The sequence below is a fragment of the Streptomyces alanosinicus genome, assembly GCF_014650595.1.
GTDB lineage: Bacteria > Actinomycetota > Actinomycetes > Streptomycetales > Streptomycetaceae > Streptomyces > Streptomyces alanosinicus.
This window is the reverse complement of sequence record NZ_BMVG01000013.1, coordinates 57,143-74,452: the sequence shown is the minus strand read 5'-3', so window position 1 is coordinate 74,452 and position 17,310 is coordinate 57,143. Positions and strand designations below refer to the sequence as shown.

The window sequence follows — 17,310 nt, the reverse complement described above, 5'->3', positions numbered from 1 at the left end:
GTGTCGAGGAGTGTCAGCGGACCGGGCTGCCGTCCGCGCGCAACTGCATCTGGGCGCGCCCCGTCACCAGCAGCCAGGCCGGCAGCGACGCGACGCACAGCAGGGCGAGAAGGCCGGGCGAGGCGGCCAGCACGGCGGCCGTGAACAGGCTCACCCAGGCCTGCCGGGTGACCGCCAGGAGCATGCCCAGGGCGCCCGTCGCCACGCCCACCGCGGGATGCACCGCGGGAACCAGCGCGTGGGCGCACAGACCGAGGGCGGCGCCGATGAACACCGCCGGGAAGATACGGCCGCCGCGGAACCCGCAGGACGCGGCGACGAGCAGCGCGGCCAGCTTCACCACCGCCATCGCGGCGAACTGCCCCGCCGACCAGCCCTCCGGGCGGCGGGCCAGCTCCCCGACCTCGGACAGCCCCTTGAACAGCGTCAGATGGCCGCCCAGGGCCCCCAGAGCGCCCAGTACGGCCCCACCGGCCGGAAGCATCAGCATCGGGTGCCGCAGCCGCCGGAAGGCCGTGTGGACGTACGGGAAGGCGTACACGGCGCACATGCCGAGCACCGCGGCCGCCGAGGCGATCACGAGCGCCGCCAGCAGGTCCTTCGCATCCGGGTGGCCCATGGGGGGAAGTCCCAGGTCGAAGGTCGGATGGGCCACCAGGGTGGTCGTCATGGCACCGCAGGTGCCGGCGGTCAGCGGCGCGAACACGTTGTCCCACAGCCGTCCGCGCATCGGGCGGCCGGCCAGCGCCTCGGAGATGACCAGCGCCGCCGCCACCGGCGTGCCGAACAGCGCGCCGATCGTCGCGGCCTCGGCCAGCACCGGCCACAGCGCGCCCGGCGTCCGGGGCAGCAGCCGCGCCCCGAGCCAGGCCGCGAGGCCCACGTTCACGGCGATGATCGGGTTCTCCGGGCCGAGGCTCGGGCCGCCGGCCAGCATCAGCCCGGTCGCCAGCACCAGGCCCGGCAGCACGGCCGGCGCCATCACCGGGGCGTTCAGGCCGAGGGTGGCCGGATCGGGCCCGGCGTGCCCCGGCACCTTCCACACCACCAGCCCGACCGCGAGCCCCGTGGCGATCAGCACCGCGAACATCCACGGCACCGAGTAGCGGCCCACCCCGAGCGCGTCCGGCAGCGGGCCCCACAGCACCTGCTGGAGCTTCTCCGCCGCCGCGCTCACCCCGACGAACACCAGGCTCGCGACCACGCCGACGGCCGCGGCGGGCAGGATGAACGGCAGCAGGGCCCGCGCCGGCGCCGTGGAGGAGGCGGTCGGGGGCGCCTGCGGCGCGTCGGTGTCCTGGCCCACGGGTTCCTGACCCACGGGCTCACCATAAGCGGACAAAAAGCACGCAACATCCCGAACGTCTGCGAATGTCCGGCAGGTGTGTGCGCATGTCCGGCCGGGATACCGGCTTGCACCTCACGTGGCGTGAGGCCTCAGCGTGGACGACGTACCGACGACAAGGAGCGGAAAAGTGAGCTACTCCGTGGGACAGGTCGCGGGGTTCGCCGGAATCACGGTGCGCACCCTGCACCACTACGACGAGATCGGTCTGCTCGTACCCAGCGAGCGCACACACGCCGGACACCGCCGCTACGGCGAGGCCGACCTCGACCGGCTCCAGCAGATCCTGTTCTACCGGGAGCTCGGCTTCCCGCTCGAGGAGGTCGCGGCCCTGCTCGACGACCCGGACGCGGACCCGCGCGCGCATCTGCGCCGCCAGCACGACCTGCTGACCGCCCGGATCGAGAAGCTGCAGAAGATGGCCGCGGCCGTGGAGCACGCCATGGAGGCACAGAAGATGGGCATTCAGCTGACCCCCGAGGAGCGGTTCGAGGTCTTCGGGGACAAGGACCCCGAGCAGTACCGCGACGAGGCGCAGGCGCGCTGGGGCAATACCGAGGCCTACGCCGAGTCGCAGCGCCGCGCCGCCACCTACACCAAGGAGGACTGGAAGCGCATCCAGGCCGAGGTCGACGCCTGGGGCGAGCGGTACGCCGCGCTGGTCGACGCCGGCGAGCAGCCGACCGGCGAGGCGGCGATGGACATGGCCGAGGAGCACCGGCAGCACATCGGGACGTACTACTTCGAGGTCCCGTACGAGATGCACCGCTGCTTCGCGGAGATGTACGTCTCCGACGAGCGCTTCAAGGCGTTCTACGACGCCATGCGCCCCGGTCTGGCCGAGCACCTGCGCGACGCGATGCTCGCCAACGCCGACCGGCACACCTCCTGACCGGTCCCGGCCCGGGTGTGCACGGGGTCACTCCCGGGCCAGGACCACCGCCGTGCCGTAGGCGCACACCTCGGTGCCGACGTCCGCGGCCTCGGTCACGTCGAAGCGGAATGCCAGCACGCCGTTGGCACCACGCGCGCGTGCCTGCTCCACCAGGCGTTCCATGGCCTGGTTGCGGGTCTGGACGAGTGTCTTGGTGAGCCCTTTCAGCTCGCCGCCGATCATCGACTTCAGCCCGGCGCCGATCTGGCTGCCGAGGTGCCGTGAGCGCACGGTGAGTCCGAAGACCTCGCCGATCACCTGCTCCACCCGGTATCCGGGCACGTCGTTCGTCGTCACGACCAGCACATCCGGCTGCGGCTCCTGGCCGCCGCCGTAGTCATCGAGTCCCATGAGTCACAGCTTTCCCTCAGTCATCCCACAGTGCATCCTGGAGACACCGGTGGAACCTGGGGCGGTCACATCACGTTGATAGCTTTGTACGGCCTTCACATGGACGCCGCAGCCGCCTTCACCCCCCTCAGGAGCCCGGACCCGTGATGACACTCGCCCTCGGCCCGAGCTGGCTCGATCCCAACTACCTGCTGGACAACTTCGGCATCTGGGGCCTGCTGCTCGTCGTCTTCGCCGAGTCCGGCCTGCTCATCGGGTTCTTTCTGCCCGGCGACTCGCTGCTGTTCACCTGCGGTCTGCTGATCACCTCTCACCAGCTCGACTTCCCCCTGTGGGGCGCGATCGCGCTGATCTGTCTCGCCGCGGTCCTCGGCGACCAGGCGGGCTACATGTTCGGCAAGAAGGTCGGCCCGTCCCTGTTCAACCGCCCGGACTCCCGCCTGTTCAAGCAGGAGAACGTCACCAAGGCGCACGAGTTCTTCGAGAAGTACGGCCCGAAGTCCCTGGTCCTGGCCCGCTTCGTGCCGATCGTGAGGACGTTCACGCCGATCATCGCGGGCGTCAGCGGCATGAAGTACCGCTCGTTCCTGATCTTCAACGTGATCGGTGGCGTCCTGTGGGGCGCGGGCGTCACCCTGCTCGGCTCCTGGCTGGGCAACATCGGTTTCGTCAAGAACAACATCGAGGCGATCCTGATCCTGATCGTCCTCGTCTCCGTGGTCCCGATCGCCATCGAGTTCCTGCGCGCCCGCGGCAAGGCGAAGAAGGCCCCGCGGCCCGAGCCGGCCGCCGAGCAGCCGCAGCGCCGGCAGCCGCCCGCCATGGACTCCTCGACCACCCAGCTGCGCCGCATCGAGCCGGAGCAGCCCCCGTTCCAGCAGCCGCAGCAGCCCGAGTACCAGCAGCAGGAGCAGCAGCAGTACCAGCAGCAGGAGCAGCAGTACTGGAACCAGGGCTACGACACCAACCAGTACTACGACCAGCAGCAATATCCGCAGCAGCACTCCCAGCAGCAGTACGACCAGAACCAGTACGACCAGAGCCAGTACGCGCAGCAGCAGAACCAGAACCAGTACCCCTACGACTACCGCCCGCAGTAGCCGGCCCGGGGGCCCAGGGACCCAGGGGCCTAGAAACCCCTGGTCCGCTTGGCGGCCCGGCGCTTGCCGGGGGAGCCGACCCGCAGGAAGATCCGGAAGACCTCCGACCCCAGATTGACCCCGATCGCGATGGCCATGGCCAGCGACGCCGCGTTCGCCAGCGACACCAGCCCCTTGTCCACCTCGTTCTGCGCCATGCTCAGCAGCCCGAAATACGTGGCGGAGCCGGGCAGCAGCGGCCCGATCGCGGCCGTCGTATAGGGCAGCGCCGACGCGAACCGGTACCGCGACAGCAGCTGCCCGAACAGACCCACCAGCCCCGCCGCCACGGCCGTGGAGGCCACCGGCGAGATGTCGGCGACATAGTGCATCGCGCCGTACACCGTCCAGGCCACGCCCCCGTTGAGCGTCACCCACAGCACGGTCGAGCGCTCCTGCTGGAGCAGCACCGCGAAGGTCAGCGACAGCAGCATGGAGGCCGCGATCTGGATCAGCGGCCGCTCATTGATGATGAGCGCCGCGTCCGGGTTCAGCTTGCCGCCGACCTTCACCCCGAAGTACAGGACGAGCAGGACCCCGGCGACGATGCCGACGAAGAAGTACAGGACCTCCAGCAGGCGGGCCGCGGCGGTGATGTAGAAGCCGGTCAGGCCGTCCTGCACGCCCGCCACCAGCGCCCGCCCGGGCAGCAGCGCGAACAGCCCACCGGTGACGACGGCGGACGCCTTCACGTCGACGTGCGCCAGCGCGAACGCCACCCCGATCGCCGCGGGCGGCATCGCCGCGACCGTGAACTGGTAGAACTCCGGCAGCCCGCGCCCCGCGCACAGCCAGGCCAGCCGGTCGCCGAGCATCGCGCCGAGCGCCGCCGCGACGAACACGATCAGGTCACCGCCGACCAGCACGGAGGCCGCACCGGCCAGCAGACCGCCGGCCAGGGTCAGCGCCCAGCCGGGATAGGGGTGCCGGTTACGGCGGATCTCCGCCAGCCGCCGGTAGGCCTCCTCCAGGGAGACATGGGTCTCCGGGTCGGTCAGGTCGTCCACCAGGCGGAACACGGCCACCAGGCGTGTGTAGTCGGTGCCCCGCCGCCGTACCGTCCGTGACGCCGTCACCGGGTCCTCGACCAGCGAGGGCTGATGCGAGATCGACAGCAGTGTGAAGGTGACGTTCGGCTCACAGCGGTCCAGGCCGTAGGAGCGGCACACCGCGAACATCGCGGCCTCCACGTCCTCCGCACCCTCACCGCCGGCCAGCAGCAGCTCCCCGATACGCAGGGTCAGGTCGAGGACGCGGGGAACCGCCGGGCCCTCGTCCTCATGGCGCTGCACGTGCTCCGGCGCGGGCCGCTCGGCCACCGGCATGCGCAGCATCGTGCGCATCCGGTCCTGCCAGGGCGCGTCCTTGACCAGGCTGACCAGCGGCACCCCGGCGGCCGGGGTGAACGCCGTCAGGGAGTCCTTGGCGCCGTGGACACGCGGCGGGCTGAACGCCGAACCCTCCGGCTCGGCACTCGGCGGCTCCGGCGCCAGAAGCCCCTGCGGCACCGCGAACTCGGAGGTCGTCTCCGGTTCCACGATCGTCTTCGGCACGTCGAGTCCCGCGGGAATGGCGAACTCGGACGTGATCTCCGGGTCGTACCGCGCCTCGTCCGACCGGGGCTTGCGGTCCTCCGCCTCCGTCACCTCGCACCGCTCCCTGAACGACACCTTCCGCTGGCCTCAGTATGCGCACAGATACGCGAACGGCTGCCCGGCCTCCAGGAGACCGGGCAGCCGATTGCTTTCAGGCGCAAGAACAGGGCGCTTGCTCAGTGGCCGCCCTGCTCCTCGAAGCGCTTGTACGACCGCTCGATCTCCGCCTCGGCGTCGGTGCGGCCCACCCAGTTGGCGCCCTCGACGGACTTGCCGGGCTCCAGGTCCTTGTAGACCTCGAAGAAGTGCTGGATCTCCAGGCGGTCGAACTCCGACACGTGGTGGATGTCGCGCAGGTGCTCCACCCGCGGGTCCGTGGCCGGAACGCACAGCAGCTTGTCGTCGCCGCCCGCCTCGTCCGTCATCCGGAACATGCCGATCGCGCGGCACTTGATCAGACAGCCCGGGAAGGTCGGCTCGTCCAGGATGACCAGCGCGTCCAGCGGGTCGCCGTCCTCGCCGAGGGTGTTCTCGACGAAGCCGTAGTCGGTCGGGTAGGCGGTCGAGGTGAAGAGGCGACGGTCCAGGCGGATCCGACCGGTCTCGTGATCCACCTCGTACTTGTTGCGCGAACCCTTCGGGATCTCGATCGTGACGTCGAACTCCACCGGTGGCTCCTCCATGATCAACACATAGTTCTGGTGGTTAAGTGTCCCTCACGCACGTGTGTGATCGCGAAAGGGGCTGGTGGTCGTGCCGGAGCTGAGGCCGTGGCGGGCCGCGGGACCGCAGCTGGAGCGGATCGCGAACGCCGTACGACCACATCTGGCGCGGGCCGCGGCGGCCACGGGGCCGCGCCTCGTGCGAGGGGTGCGGGCTCTGCGCCCCCGCCCCTCTCAGCTGCCGCGTCCGCGGTCCGTCAGGACCTGGCAGTACACCGCGGGCGCCACCGCCGCCGGTCTCGCGCTCGCCGCCGGCGTGGTGAGCGTGGCCGGCCCCTGGGACGCCGACGGTCAGCGTACGGCCGAGCGGGACCGGGCCGCCGCCCTGGAGCGGTCAGGTGGCGCAGATCACGGCGGATCCGGTACGGCCGAGGGGGCGCCCCGGCCCGCGCCGAGCGCCGCGCCGGTCCTGGCGGGCCTGGACGCCGCGAGGAGCCCCGTGGGCACCCAGCAGGCCGCCCCGGGCGGAAAGGCCCTCTCCGGCGTCCTGGAGCCCCTCCTGAACGCCTCCGCGCTGGGCGGCACACACACGGCCGCCGTGGTCGACGTGGCCACCGGCCGGCGCGTGTACGGCGCCGACGACGGCAAGGCCCTCACTCCGGCCTCGACCACCAAGATCGCCACCGCCGTCGCCGCGCTGTCCGCCCTCGGCCCCGACCACCGCCTCACCACGCGGACCGCCCTCGAACCCGACACCGGTGAACTCGTCCTCGTCGGCGGCGGCGACCCCACCCTCACCGCCCGCACCCGGACCTCGGGAGGCTGGGCCGGCCTGCGCACACTGGCGGCGGACACCGCGAGGGCACTGCGCGAGCGCGGCATCCGCAAGGTCACGCTGTCCTACGACACGACCCTGTACTCCGGCCCCGCCCTGCACCCCATCGGCGTCAACGACAACCTGGCGCCCGTGAGCGCCCTCACCGTCGACGAGGGCCGCACCGACAACTCCTCCAGCGGTCCCGCGGCCCGCGTGAGCGACCCGGCGAAGGACGCGGCCGGCAAGTTCGCGGGCTTCCTGAAGGACGCGGGCATCACCACCACACCCCCCGGTCCCTCCAAGGCCAGCACGCGCGCGCAGACCCTCGCCTCGGTCTCCTCGCCCCCGTTGTCCGCCCTGGTCGAGCGCATGCTGACCAACAGCGACAACGACATCGCCGAACACCTGGCCCGCCAGACGGCCCTCGCCAGCGGCCGGCCGGGCAGCTTCGACGGCGGCGCCGAGGCGATCTCCGCGCGGCTGACCAAGCTCGGTCTGCCGATGTCCGGCGCCTCCTTCCACGACGGCAGCGGCCTCGACCGCGACGACCGGCTCACCGCCGACCTCCTCACCGGCCTCCTGGCCACGGCCGGCGACCCCGACCGCCCCGGCCTGCGGCCCGTCCTCACCGGCCTGCCCGTGGCGGGCTTCACCGGCACCCTGGCCGACCGGTACACCGACAGCGCGGCCGGCGTCGTACGCGCCAAGACCGGCACCCTGACCGGGGTGAACACCCTCGCCGGCACCGTCGTGGACGCCGACGGCCGCCTCCTGGCCTTCGCCTTCATGGCCTCCGGTACGGCGAACCCCGCGGCGGCCGAGTCGGCCCTGGACAGAACGGCGACGGCTCTGGCGAGCTGCGGCTGCAGGTAACCCCGCCGTATGGCCGAGACGGCCCCCGTCGTGCGGCCGAGACGGCTGCGTCCGTACGGCCGTGGGCGGCCGGCGCGGCCCGGGTGCCGGGTGCCCGCCCAACACCCCCGGCCCCCGCCGACCGCTCATGGCCTGCCTCGAGCGGGAGCGGTCCCGTACGGTTGACGACATGACTGGCTTCGGTGGCACCACATCTCCCGGGATGGTCGACTGGAACCTCGCGGTGGCAACCGCGACACGGCTCGTGCGACCGGGCCCCGACGTCAGCCGTGACGAGGCACGCGCCGTCGTCGCGGAGCTGCGCCGGCACGCGAAGGCCTCGGAGGAACACGTCCGGGGCTTCACCCGGATGGGCGCCGACGAGACCCGTGACACCCCCGTTCTCGTGGTCGACCGCCCCGGGTGGGTCCGCGCCAACGTCGCCGGCTTCCGCGAGATCCTCAAGCCGCTCCTGGAGAAGATGCAGGAACGTCGCACCGGCAACCCCACCAGCGCGGTCCTCGGCACCGTCGGCGGCAAGGTCACCGGCGTGGAACTGGGCATGCTGCTGTCGTTCCTGTCCTCGCGCGTCCTCGGCCAGTATGAGACCTTCGCCCCCGCCACCCGCGAGCTGCCCGCGGGAGAGAACGGCGGCGGCCGCCTCCTCCTCGTCGCCCCCAACATCGTCCACGTCGAGCGCGAACTCGACGTCGACCCGCACGACTTCCGGCTGTGGGTGTGCCTGCACGAGGAGACCCACCGCACGCAGTTCACGGCCGTGCCCTGGCTGCGTGACCATCTGGAGGGCGAAATCCAGTCGTTCTTGGCGGAGACCGACGTCGACCCGATGACCCTCCTGGAACGCGTCAGGGAAGCCGCCCAGTCCCTCGCCGGAGGCCGCCCCGAGGGCGAGGAGGACGACGGCGGCCGCTCCTTCGTGGAGCTGGTGCAGACCCCCGCCCAGCGCGAGATCCTCGGCCGCCTCACCGCCGTGATGTCGCTGTTGGAGGGGCACGCCGACTACGTCATGGACGGCGTGGGACCCAGCGTCGTACCGACCGTCTCGGAGATCCGCGAGAAGTTCCAGCAGCGGCGTGCCAAAGGCGCCTCCCGCCTGGACCTCGCCCTGCGCAAGCTGCTGGGTCTGGATGCCAAACTGAGGCAGTACCGGGACGGCGAGAGGTTCGTACGCGCGGTGGTCGAACAGGTCGGCGTCGACGGCTTCAACCGCGTGTGGACCTCGCCCAACACCCTTCCCACCAAGACCGAGATCGCCAAACCGGCGGACTGGGTCGCACGGGTGCATCGCAAGGCGGAGTCGTGAAACGGCATGGACACGTCGTGAAATGAATCCGGCCTGCGGCAGGCGAACGCCCCTCCAATCACCCGTCCGAGGGACCGTGGGCCATGCGTAGGCGTGCAATGCTCGGGGAACCGCCCGGTTCTGTCACCATCTACACACTCTGAGTGACCGACTCGGACTCACCCCCCGACAACTTCATGAAGGGAACCGGACATGGGTCCCCATCCTGCGGTCGCGGCGATACGCCTGGCGGTCCGCCGCGTCCTCCACGACATCCTCAACCACCACCACACCCCCGCCGACGCCGGCCGGCAGGCCCTTGGCGGGTACCCGGACCCGACGGCCGAGCGGTCCCCCTCTCCGCTCGTGCTCGTCGCGTGCTCCGGCGGCGCCGACTCCATGGCCCTCGCCTCCGCCCTCGCCTTCGAAGCGCCCAAGCTCGGCGTCCGCGCCGGCGGCGTCACCGTCGACCACGGCCTCCAGCCCGGCTCCGACCTCCGCGCCGACGAGGTCGCTCTGCGCCTGCGTGAACTCGGTCTCGATCCGGTGGTGTCCGTCGCCGTGACCGTCGGCCGCGACGGCGGCCCGGAAGCCGCCGCCCGCGACGCCCGCTACGCCGCCCTCGACGACGTCGCCCTGCGCCACGGCGCGACCGCGGTCCTGCTCGGCCACACCCGCGACGACCAGGCCGAAACCGTCCTGCTCGGCCTCGCCCGCGGCTCCGGCATCCGCTCCCTGTCCGGCATGGCCGCGGTCTCGGGGGCCGAGGGCCGTTACCGGCGTCCGTTCCTGGCGCTCGACCGGCAGACCGCCCGCAAGGCCTGCATGGTCCAGTCCCTCCCGGTCTGGGACGATCCGCACAACACCGACCCCGCCTACACCCGCTCCCGGCTCCGGCACGAAGGGCTGCCCGCCCTGGAGAAGGCCCTCGGCAAAGGAGTCGTGGAGGCGCTCGCCCGCACCGCCCAGCTCTCCCGTGACGACGCCGACGCCCTCGACACCTGGGCCAGCCAGGCCGACGCCTCCGTACGCGACGCCACCGGTGTGCTGGAGTGCGCCAAGCTCTACGCCCTCCCGCCCGCCGTACGCCGCCGGATCCTGCGCCGGGCCGCCATCCAGGCCGGCGCCCCGGCCGGCTCGCTGTTCGCCCGCCACATCGAGGAAGTCGACCGCCTGATCACCGGCTGGCGGGGTCAGGGGGCCATCAATCTCCCGGGCAAAGTCGTCGCCCAGCGCCAGGGTGGCAGACTGGTGATTCGGCAAGGCTGAATCCCGGCCCCGCGGAGCGACCCTCCGGCGGCCGGTCGGGGCAGCCGGTGGCCGTGCAGACGGCCGTAAGTGCGGGACGACCGAAAGTGATGCGGGTGGACGCGAAAGACATGGGTGCCGACCTCCAGCGGGTACTCATCACCAAGGAAGAGATCGACGCGAAGCTGGCCGAGCTGGCCGCGAAGATCGACGCGGAGTACGCGGGCAAGGACCTGCTCATCGTCGGCGTCCTCAAGGGCGCCGTGATGGTCATGGCGGACCTCGCCCGGGCGCTGTCCACCCCTGTCACCATGGACTGGATGGCCGTGTCCTCCTACGGCGCGGGCACCCAGTCCTCCGGTGTCGTGCGGATCCTCAAGGATCTCGACACCGACATCAAGGGCAGGCACGTCCTGATCGTCGAGGACATCATCGACTCCGGCCTGACCCTGTCCTGGCTGATCAACAACCTCGGCTCGCGCGAGCCCGCCTCCCTGAAGGTGTGCACGCTGCTGCGCAAGCCCGACGCCGCCAAGGTGGCCATCGAAGTCGAATGGGTCGGCTTCGACATCCCGAACGAGTTCGTCGTCGGCTACGGCCTCGACTACGCCGAGAAGTACCGCAACCTGCCGTTCGTCGGTACGCTCGCGCCTCACGTCTACGGCGGCTGAGCCAGTCGGCTCAAGCCTTGTAGGACGATCGGGAACCCCGGCGGGTTCCGCGCCGTTGAAGCATGCAGAGACAGGTTTCCCGGCTGTCGAAGCGGCTTCGTGCGGCTTCGGACCACCACGCTGGGGTACCGTCAGAAGAACTGTCTTATCAAACTCACTATGGCAGGAGGGACGGGGCGACACCGCTCCGTATGGATGGACGTGAAGCGATACTTCCGTGGGCCGGTCATGTGGATCGTGCTGGCCGTCCTTGCCGTGGTCGTGTTGATGCAGGTCGTCGGCTCGTCCGGCGGCTACAAGACGGTGGACACAGGCCAGGTAGTGGCGGCGATCAACGCCAACAAGGTCGAGTCGGCCAAGATCACCACCGGTGACGAGCAGAACATCAAGGTCACCCTCAAGGACGGTTACAAGGTCCAGGGCAGCTCGAAGATCCAGGCGAGCTACATCGGCGACCAGGGCGTGACGATCGCCGGCACCCTGCAGACCAAGTACCAGGACAAGCAGATCCCGGACGGCTACACGGTCTCGCCGTCCAAGCAGAACCCGTTCGTCGGCGTTCTGCTCTCCCTGCTCCCCTTCGTCCTGATCGTGGTCGTCTTCCTGTTCCTGATGAATCAGATGCAGGGCGGCGGCTCCCGAGTGATGAACTTCGGCAAGTCGAAGGCCAAGCTCATCACCAAGGACACCCCGAAGACGACGTTCTCCGACGTCGCGGGCTGTGACGAGGCCGTCGAGGAGCTCCACGAGATCAAGGAGTTCCTGCAGGAGCCGGCCAAGTTCCAGGCCGTCGGCGCCAAGATCCCCAAGGGCGTGCTGCTCTACGGCCGCCCGGGTACGGGTAAGACGCTGCTCGCGCGTGCCGTCGCCGGCGAGGCGGGCGTCCCCTTCTACTCGATCTCCGGTTCCGACTTCGTCGAGATGTTCGTCGGTGTCGGTGCCTCCCGAGTCCGTGACCTCTTCGAGCAGGCCAAGGCGAACGCCCCGGCGATCGTCTTCGTCGACGAGATCGACGCGGTCGGCCGCCACCGCGGCGCGGGCCTCGGCGGTGGTCACGACGAGCGCGAGCAGACCCTGAACCAGCTGCTCGTCGAGATGGACGGCTTCGACGTCAAGGGTGGCGTCATCCTGATCGCCGCCACCAACCGGCCCGACATCCTCGACCCGGCGCTGCTGCGCCCCGGTCGCTTCGACCGGCAGATCGCGGTCGACCCGCCGGACCTGCAGGGCCGTCTGGAGATCCTCAAGGTCCACCAGAAGGGCAAGCCGGTCGCGCCCGACGTCGACCTGTCCGCCGTCGCCCGCCGCACCCCGGGCATGACCGGTGCCGACCTCGCGAACGTGCTGAACGAGGCCGCACTCCTCACCGCCCGCAGCGACCAGAAGCTGATCGACAACAAGGCGCTGGACGAGGCGATCGACCGCGTGGTCGCGGGCCCGCAGAAGCGGACCCGGATCATGTCGGACAAGGAGAAGAAGATCACCGCGTACCACGAGGGCGGTCACGCCCTGGTCGCGGCGGCCTCACCGAACTCCGACCCGGTCCACAAGATCACGATCCTGTCCCGCGGCCGCGCCCTCGGTTACACGATGGTCCTGCCCGACGAGGACAAGTACTCGACCACGCGCAACGAGATGCTGGACCAGCTCGGCTACATGCTGGGCGGCCGCGCGGCCGAGGAGCTGGTCTTCCACGACCCGACCACCGGTGCCGCGAACGACATCGAGAAGGCCACCAACCTGGCCCGCGCGATGGTCACGCAGTACGGCATGACCGAGCGGCTCGGCGCCATCAAGTTCGGCGGCGACAACAGCGAGCCCTTCCTCGGCCGTGAGATGGCTCACCAGCGCGACTACTCCGAAGAGGTCGCCGCGCTGGTCGACGAAGAGGTCAAGAAGCTCATCGAGAACGCGCACAACGAGGCCTGGGAGATCCTGGTCGAGAACCGCGACGTGCTCGACCAGCTCGTCCTTCACCTGCTGGAGAAGGAGACCCTGGGCAAGGAGGAGATCGCCGAGATCTTCGCCCCGATCGTCAAGCGCCCGCCGCGGCCCGCGTGGACCGGCTCCTCGCGCCGCACCCCGTCCACCCGCCCGCCGGTGCTCTCTCCGAAGGAGCTGGCACTGACCAACGGTGCGAACGGCGCGACCGCCGCGATCAGCACGGTCAAGTCCACCGCCGTGGAGTCGGCCCCGGTGACGGACCAGACCCCGGAGGACCGTCCGGAGAGCTGACCGCTTTTCGCCAACCGGCCCGGAATGAACGCCGCGCCCGCCAGGTTTTAGCCTGGGGGCGCGGCGTTCGTATGTCCGCAAGGTGACATGTGGCTGTCGTCGCATGTACAGGCACAGGAACGAGGAACCCAGATGATCGACCCCGTGACGCTGGACGGTGACGGCCACATCGGCGAGTTCGACGAGAAGCGCGCCGAGAACGCCGTACGAGAGCTGCTGATCGCGGTCGGCGAGGACCCCGGGCGCGAGGGCCTGCGGGAGACACCGGCTCGGGTGGCACGGGCGTACAGGGAGATCTTCGCGGGGCTGTGGCAGAAGCCCGAGGACGTCCTGACGACGACGTTCGACCTCGGGCACGACGAGATGGTCCTGGTGAAGGACATCGAGGTGTACAGCACCTGTGAGCATCATCTGGTGCCGTTCCGGGGAGTGGCGCACGTCGGGTACATCCCGTCGACGTCCGGGAAGATCACCGGCCTGTCCAAGCTGGCCCGGCTCGTGGATGTCTATGCGCGCCGTCCGCAGGTGCAGGAACGTCTCACTACGCAGATCGCCGACTCCCTGATGGCCATCCTGGAGCCGCGAGGCGTGATCGTGGTCGTCGAGTGCGAGCACATGTGCATGTCCATGCGCGGAATCCGCAAGCCGGGGGCGAAGACCATAACCTCGGCCGTCCGTGGTCAGCTGCGGGATGTGGCCACGCGGAACGAGGCGATGAGCCTCATCATGGCGCGCTGACCCCTGCCGCTGCCTGGCCTCTGTGACGCCGACGTGTCTCTGTGACGCCGATGCCCGCGAGGGGCGTCGGCGGTCAGGCCACCGGCTCCGCCCCGGGGTGGTCCTGGTCGTCGTCCTCGGGGAGCTTGCACACGCGCTCCAGCAAGATGGCCGCCACTATGACCCCGATGCCTGCGAGGACCGAGAAGCCGGCGTAGATGGCCTGGTCGCGGCGGGCGGGGATGTCGAGGAGTTCCAGCAGGAAGACGCCCGTGCCGCCGTACATACCGGCGACGAGGGCGGCGACCAGGGCGCTGGCCTGGCCGAAGACGACCGCGCGAGCGGCCATCAGCGGGTCCACGCCCTTCGCTCCGGGGCGACGCTCGCGCTGGGCTCTGAAACGGGCGCGCAGCGAGAGCGCCGTCGAGAGCAGGACCACCGCGATCAGGGCGAGCACGACGGGCGCGGCCAGCGGGACGCTGGGGAGGGTTCCGATCGAGTTCCAGAGGCGGGCACCCGCCCAGGACAGGATGCCGGCCACGACGAACACGCCCGCCAGCACCCTGATGCGCAGCTCTCTCACGGTGTCCCTTCAGCTCCCCCGGTCCGGTCCGGACTGCGGTCGCAATCGACCTTGTCGTCTTGACCTTAACGACTACTCGGGCAGTCGGAGTTCCAGGTCCCCGCGTGGCTCGACGCCCGTGCGGGTGAGAGCCGACAGCAGGTCGGCCACCGGGCCGCGGCCGGGCAGCTGGGCCTGCGGGTCCACGTCGTGCCAGGGCGCAAGCACGAAAGCGCGCTCGTGGGCGCGCGGGTGGGGCAGGGTGAGCTGTGGGTCGTCGGAGGTGACGTCTGCGTAGGAGACGATGTCGACGTCCAGGGTGCGGGGGCCCCAGTGCTCGTCGCGGACGCGTTTGAACGCCTCCTCGATGGCGTGCGCCCGCTCCAGCAGGGAGGAGGGGGGCAGGGTGGTCTTGAGGGCCACGACCGCGTTGAAGTACGACGGCTGGCTGCCGGGCTCGACGCCCCAGGGCTCGGTCTCGTACACCGGCGAGACGGCCTTCACGCGGACACCGGGGGTGTCCTCGAGCGCGTCGACGGCGCCCTGGAGGGTCTCCAGGCGGTTTCCGAGGTTGGAGCCGATGGAGATCACGGCCCATTTGGGGTTCTGCAAGGTCGTGTCGGCGGCGTCGACCTGCTCGACGACCGAGGCGGGCACCGGCTGGACGGTCGGGTCGCTGTGACCCTGGAGGAAGGATCGGGTCATACTCGGCTCCGGGTGATCGTGACGGTCACGTCGTCGAAGGGGACGGTGATCGGCGCGTCCGGCTTGTGGACGCAGACCTCCACCTCCTGGACCCCTTCGTGCTTCAGACAGGTCTGAGCGATCCGCTCGGCGAGAGTCTCGACGAGGTTGACCGGCTCGCCCTCGACCACGGCCACGACCTCCTCGGCCACGACGCCGTAGTGCACGGTCTTCGCCAGGTCGTCGCCGGCCGCGGCCGGCCGCGTGTCCAGCCCCAGAGCGAGATCGACGATGAAGGTCTGGCCCTCCTCGCGTTCCTTGGGGAACACACCGTGGTGCCCGCGGGCCTTGAGGCCGCGCAGCGCGACACGATCCACGCGAATCACTCCTGCAATCGTCGGGAACGACCGGCCCGTACCACATGCGGGCGGCACACCGGCCTCAGACGAATCTACCTGCGGGCTCTGACAAAGCCGGGCTGCGGGCCGCGGGCGCGGGCCGGGATCACGAGGGTTCATCTCGTGTTTCCCCGGGAAAACCCGGCCGTGTCATGGGTTGGTAGCGGCTCATACCCAGGGGTAGGTGATTCCAACCACTTCTTCGCCCCTGTGTGGAATCCGCCCGTTCAGGGACGCGGCCGGCCGTCCCGGTCCGTCTCACCGGCGTGGCTCCCGCCGTCCTCGTCGTCGCTCTCCGCGAGGACGGGGGAGGCGTGGTGCGACCAGAGCTTCCAGCCGGAGGGCGTGCGCCGGAACACGTTCGTGGCCACCACGAGCTGTCCGACCAGCGGCCCCAGCTCCGTGCCGTCGCTCGGCGCGGGGCCGCCGCTCAGGATGTTCTCGGTGCAGGTCACCACGGCGGTGTCGCCGGTGACGGAGACATGGACGTCGGTGAGGAAGAACTGGATGTAGTCGGTGTTGGCCATGATCAGGGCGTACGACCTGAGGACCTCGCCGCGACCGGTGAGCACCGGCCAGCCGGGGTGGACGCAGGAGATCACTCCGGTGTCCGCCGGGTCGTGGTACTCCTCGTCCACGCCGAGGTCGGCGGGGGTGAGCCAGAGCGAGGACAGCTCCTCGAAGTCACCGCGTTCCATCGCCTCGTAGAAGGCGGTGTTGGCGGCTTCGACCTGCTCGACGTCGGTATGAGGGGCGCTCACCGGGTTCCTTCCGCCCCGTGCTCACCACCGGCACCGGGCGTACGGCCATCGCCGTGCGCCTCGCGCTCACTCGCGACGCCTGGCGTGCGCGCGGCGTCACGCGCTCCGCGCTCACCTCCCGCGCCCGGCGTGGATCTCGCTATGCGCGCCTCCTCCATGGCGCGCGCGACCCGGACCGCGTCCGCGGTGGCGTGCACCTCGTGCACGCGCACCGCCCACGCGCCGGAGTGCGCCGCGAGCGCGGAGACGGCGGCTGTGGCGGCGTCGCGCTCCCGGGCCGGCGGGGGTGCGCCGTCCGCACCGGCGAGGACGCGGCCGAGGAACCGCTTGCGGGAGGCGGCCACGAGCACGGGGTGGCCGAGGTCGCGCAGCCGGTCGAGGTGGGCGAGGAGAGTGAGGTCGTGCTCGGCCTCCTTGGAGAAGCCGAGGCCGGGGTCGACGATGATGCGGTCGGGGGCGATGCCGCCCGCCAGAACGGCCTCCACGCGCGTGTGCAGTTCGTCTGTGACTTCGGCGACGACGTCCTCGTAGACGCCCTTGACGCTGTCGCCCTGGAGGAAGCCGCGCCAGTGCATGACCACGAACGGGGCGCCCGCGGCGGCGACCGCCGGGATCATCGCGGGGTCGGCGAGGCCGCCGCTGACGTCGTTGACGAGGGCGGCGCCGGCCGCGAGGGACTGTTCGGCGACTCGGGCGCGCATGGTGTCGACGGAGACGACGACGCCTTCGGCGGCGAGACCGCGGACGACCGGGATGACACGCCGCAGCTCTTCGGCCTCGTCGACGCGGGTGGCGCCGGGGCGGGTGGACTCGCCGCCGACGTCGACCAGGTCCGCGCCCTGGGCCACGAGATCCAGGCCGCGCTTGACGGCGATGGTCGTGTCGAACCAGCGGCCGCCGTCGGAGAAGGAGTCGGGGGTCACGTTGACCACGCCCATGACCGCGCACCGGTCCCATGCCGGAAGGCCGGCCACCTGGCCGCGCCCGCTGTGGTTGTTCATACGTTCAGCGTAGGCCCCGCAGAACGCCCGGAAAG

General features: G+C 70.6%; 17 protein-coding genes. 8 read left to right on the top strand and 9 right to left on the bottom strand.

Annotated elements, in window-relative coordinates; genetic code table 11:
* Positions 1-13: 13 nt before the first annotated feature.
* On the bottom strand, positions 14-1,306 hold the full coding sequence (locus IE277_RS25140; RefSeq protein ID WP_189956073.1) for an ion channel protein: 1,293 nt from the start codon (positions 1,304-1,306) through the stop codon (positions 14-16).
* A gap of 169 nt (positions 1,307-1,475) precedes the next feature.
* On the opposite strand from IE277_RS25140, the gene IE277_RS25135 reads away from it, so the two are divergent.
* A complete protein-coding gene (locus tag IE277_RS25135; RefSeq protein WP_189955960.1) occupies positions 1,476-2,237 on the top strand; it encodes a MerR family transcriptional regulator in 762 nt (253 codons plus the stop codon).
* Positions 2,238-2,264: 27 nt separating this feature from the next.
* Here the strand turns inward: IE277_RS25135 and IE277_RS25130 are convergent, their stop codons facing one another.
* On the bottom strand, positions 2,265-2,630 hold the full coding sequence (locus IE277_RS25130) for a YbjQ family protein (RefSeq protein WP_189955959.1): 366 nt from the start codon (positions 2,628-2,630) through the stop codon (positions 2,265-2,267).
* Positions 2,631-2,773: 143 nt separating this feature from the next.
* On the opposite strand from IE277_RS25130, the gene IE277_RS25125 reads away from it, so the two are divergent.
* On the top strand, positions 2,774-3,730 hold the full coding sequence (locus IE277_RS25125) for a DedA family protein (protein ID WP_189955958.1): 957 nt from the start codon (positions 2,774-2,776) through the stop codon (positions 3,728-3,730).
* Positions 3,731-3,759: 29 nt separating this feature from the next.
* On the opposite strand, the gene IE277_RS25120 is transcribed toward IE277_RS25125, so the two are convergent.
* Both IE277_RS25120 and IE277_RS25115 read right to left on the bottom strand, forming a co-directional pair.
* Positions 3,760-5,415, bottom strand: a complete 1,656-nt coding sequence (locus IE277_RS25120) for a threonine/serine exporter family protein (RefSeq protein ID WP_189955957.1) — start codon at positions 5,413-5,415, stop codon at positions 3,760-3,762.
* A 125-nt stretch (positions 5,416-5,540) separates the two neighbouring features.
* Positions 5,541-6,032, bottom strand: coding sequence for an inorganic diphosphatase (locus tag IE277_RS25115; protein ID WP_055708033.1), 492 nt, complete (start codon positions 6,030-6,032; stop codon positions 5,541-5,543).
* A gap of 79 nt (positions 6,033-6,111) precedes the next feature.
* Between IE277_RS25115 and dacB the strand changes: the two genes are divergently transcribed.
* The 6 genes from dacB to folE all read left to right on the top strand — a co-directional run bounded on the left by dacB (position 6,112) and on the right by folE (position 13,890).
* Positions 6,112-7,716 (top strand): D-alanyl-D-alanine carboxypeptidase/D-alanyl-D-alanine endopeptidase, encoded by a 1,605-nt coding sequence (dacB, locus tag IE277_RS25110; protein WP_229881948.1) that lies wholly within the window; start codon positions 6,112-6,114, stop codon positions 7,714-7,716.
* 169 nt (positions 7,717-7,885) lie between these two features.
* Complete coding sequence (locus tag IE277_RS25105) at positions 7,886-9,019, top strand: Rv3626c family coenzyme F420 biosynthesis-associated protein (RefSeq protein WP_189955956.1); 1,134 nt, start codon at positions 7,886-7,888, stop codon at positions 9,017-9,019.
* A 192-nt stretch (positions 9,020-9,211) separates the two neighbouring features.
* A complete protein-coding gene (gene tilS / locus IE277_RS25100) occupies positions 9,212-10,267 on the top strand; it encodes a tRNA lysidine(34) synthetase TilS (protein ID WP_189955955.1) in 1,056 nt (351 codons plus the stop codon).
* A gap of 89 nt (positions 10,268-10,356) precedes the next feature.
* Complete coding sequence (hpt, locus tag IE277_RS25095) at positions 10,357-10,917, top strand: hypoxanthine phosphoribosyltransferase (RefSeq protein WP_189955954.1); 561 nt, start codon at positions 10,357-10,359, stop codon at positions 10,915-10,917.
* A 195-nt stretch (positions 10,918-11,112) separates the two neighbouring features.
* Positions 11,113-13,152 (top strand): ATP-dependent zinc metalloprotease FtsH, encoded by a 2,040-nt coding sequence (gene ftsH / locus IE277_RS25090; RefSeq protein ID WP_189955953.1) that lies wholly within the window; start codon positions 11,113-11,115, stop codon positions 13,150-13,152.
* A 132-nt stretch (positions 13,153-13,284) separates the two neighbouring features.
* Positions 13,285-13,890 (top strand): GTP cyclohydrolase I FolE, encoded by a 606-nt coding sequence (folE, locus tag IE277_RS25085; RefSeq protein ID WP_189955952.1) that lies wholly within the window; start codon positions 13,285-13,287, stop codon positions 13,888-13,890.
* A gap of 73 nt (positions 13,891-13,963) precedes the next feature.
* Here folE and IE277_RS25080 read toward each other — a convergent pair whose 3' ends face one another.
* The 5 genes from IE277_RS25080 to folP all read right to left on the bottom strand — a co-directional run bounded on the left by IE277_RS25080 (position 13,964) and on the right by folP (position 17,275).
* The gene (locus IE277_RS25080) at positions 13,964-14,452 is read right to left on the bottom strand and encodes a DUF3180 domain-containing protein (protein WP_189955951.1); all 489 of its coding nucleotides are present in this window, start codon (positions 14,450-14,452) and stop codon (positions 13,964-13,966) included.
* A gap of 72 nt (positions 14,453-14,524) precedes the next feature.
* Entirely contained in the window at positions 14,525-15,136 is a 612-nt protein-coding gene (gene folK / locus IE277_RS25075) for a 2-amino-4-hydroxy-6-hydroxymethyldihydropteridine diphosphokinase (protein ID WP_189955950.1), read from the bottom strand.
* Entirely contained in the window at positions 15,133-15,492 is a 360-nt protein-coding gene (gene folB, locus IE277_RS25070) for a dihydroneopterin aldolase (RefSeq protein WP_189955949.1), read from the bottom strand. Before folB ends, folK begins: the two co-directional genes overlap by 4 nt.
* 248 nt (positions 15,493-15,740) lie before the next feature.
* Positions 15,741-16,274: a nuclear transport factor 2 family protein gene (locus IE277_RS25065; protein WP_189955948.1), complete on the bottom strand. Its 534-nt coding sequence runs from the start codon at positions 16,272-16,274 to the stop codon at positions 15,741-15,743.
* Positions 16,271-17,275 (bottom strand): dihydropteroate synthase, encoded by a 1,005-nt coding sequence (gene folP / locus IE277_RS25060; RefSeq protein WP_189956071.1) that lies wholly within the window; start codon positions 17,273-17,275, stop codon positions 16,271-16,273. Before folP ends, IE277_RS25065 begins: the two co-directional genes overlap by 4 nt.
* Between the last annotated feature and the right edge of the window lie 35 nt (positions 17,276-17,310).

Coding starts and splice junctions, on each gene's coding strand:
- folK (WP_189955950.1), bottom strand. CDS start 15,136: ATGACCCGATCCTTCCTCCAGGGTCACAGCGACCCGACCGTCCAGCCG.
- ftsH (WP_189955953.1), top strand. CDS start 11,113: ATGGACGTGAAGCGATACTTCCGTGGGCCGGTCATGTGGATCGTGCTG.
- IE277_RS25105 (WP_189955956.1), top strand. CDS start 7,886: ATGACTGGCTTCGGTGGCACCACATCTCCCGGGATGGTCGACTGGAAC.
- folP (WP_189956071.1), bottom strand. CDS start 17,275: ATGAACAACCACAGCGGGCGCGGCCAGGTGGCCGGCCTTCCGGCATGG.
- hpt (WP_189955954.1), top strand. CDS start 10,357: ATGCGGGTGGACGCGAAAGACATGGGTGCCGACCTCCAGCGGGTACTC.
- folE (WP_189955952.1), top strand. CDS start 13,285: ATGATCGACCCCGTGACGCTGGACGGTGACGGCCACATCGGCGAGTTC.
- IE277_RS25130 (WP_189955959.1), bottom strand. CDS start 2,630: ATGGGACTCGATGACTACGGCGGCGGCCAGGAGCCGCAGCCGGATGTG.
- tilS (WP_189955955.1), top strand. CDS start 9,212: ATGGGTCCCCATCCTGCGGTCGCGGCGATACGCCTGGCGGTCCGCCGC.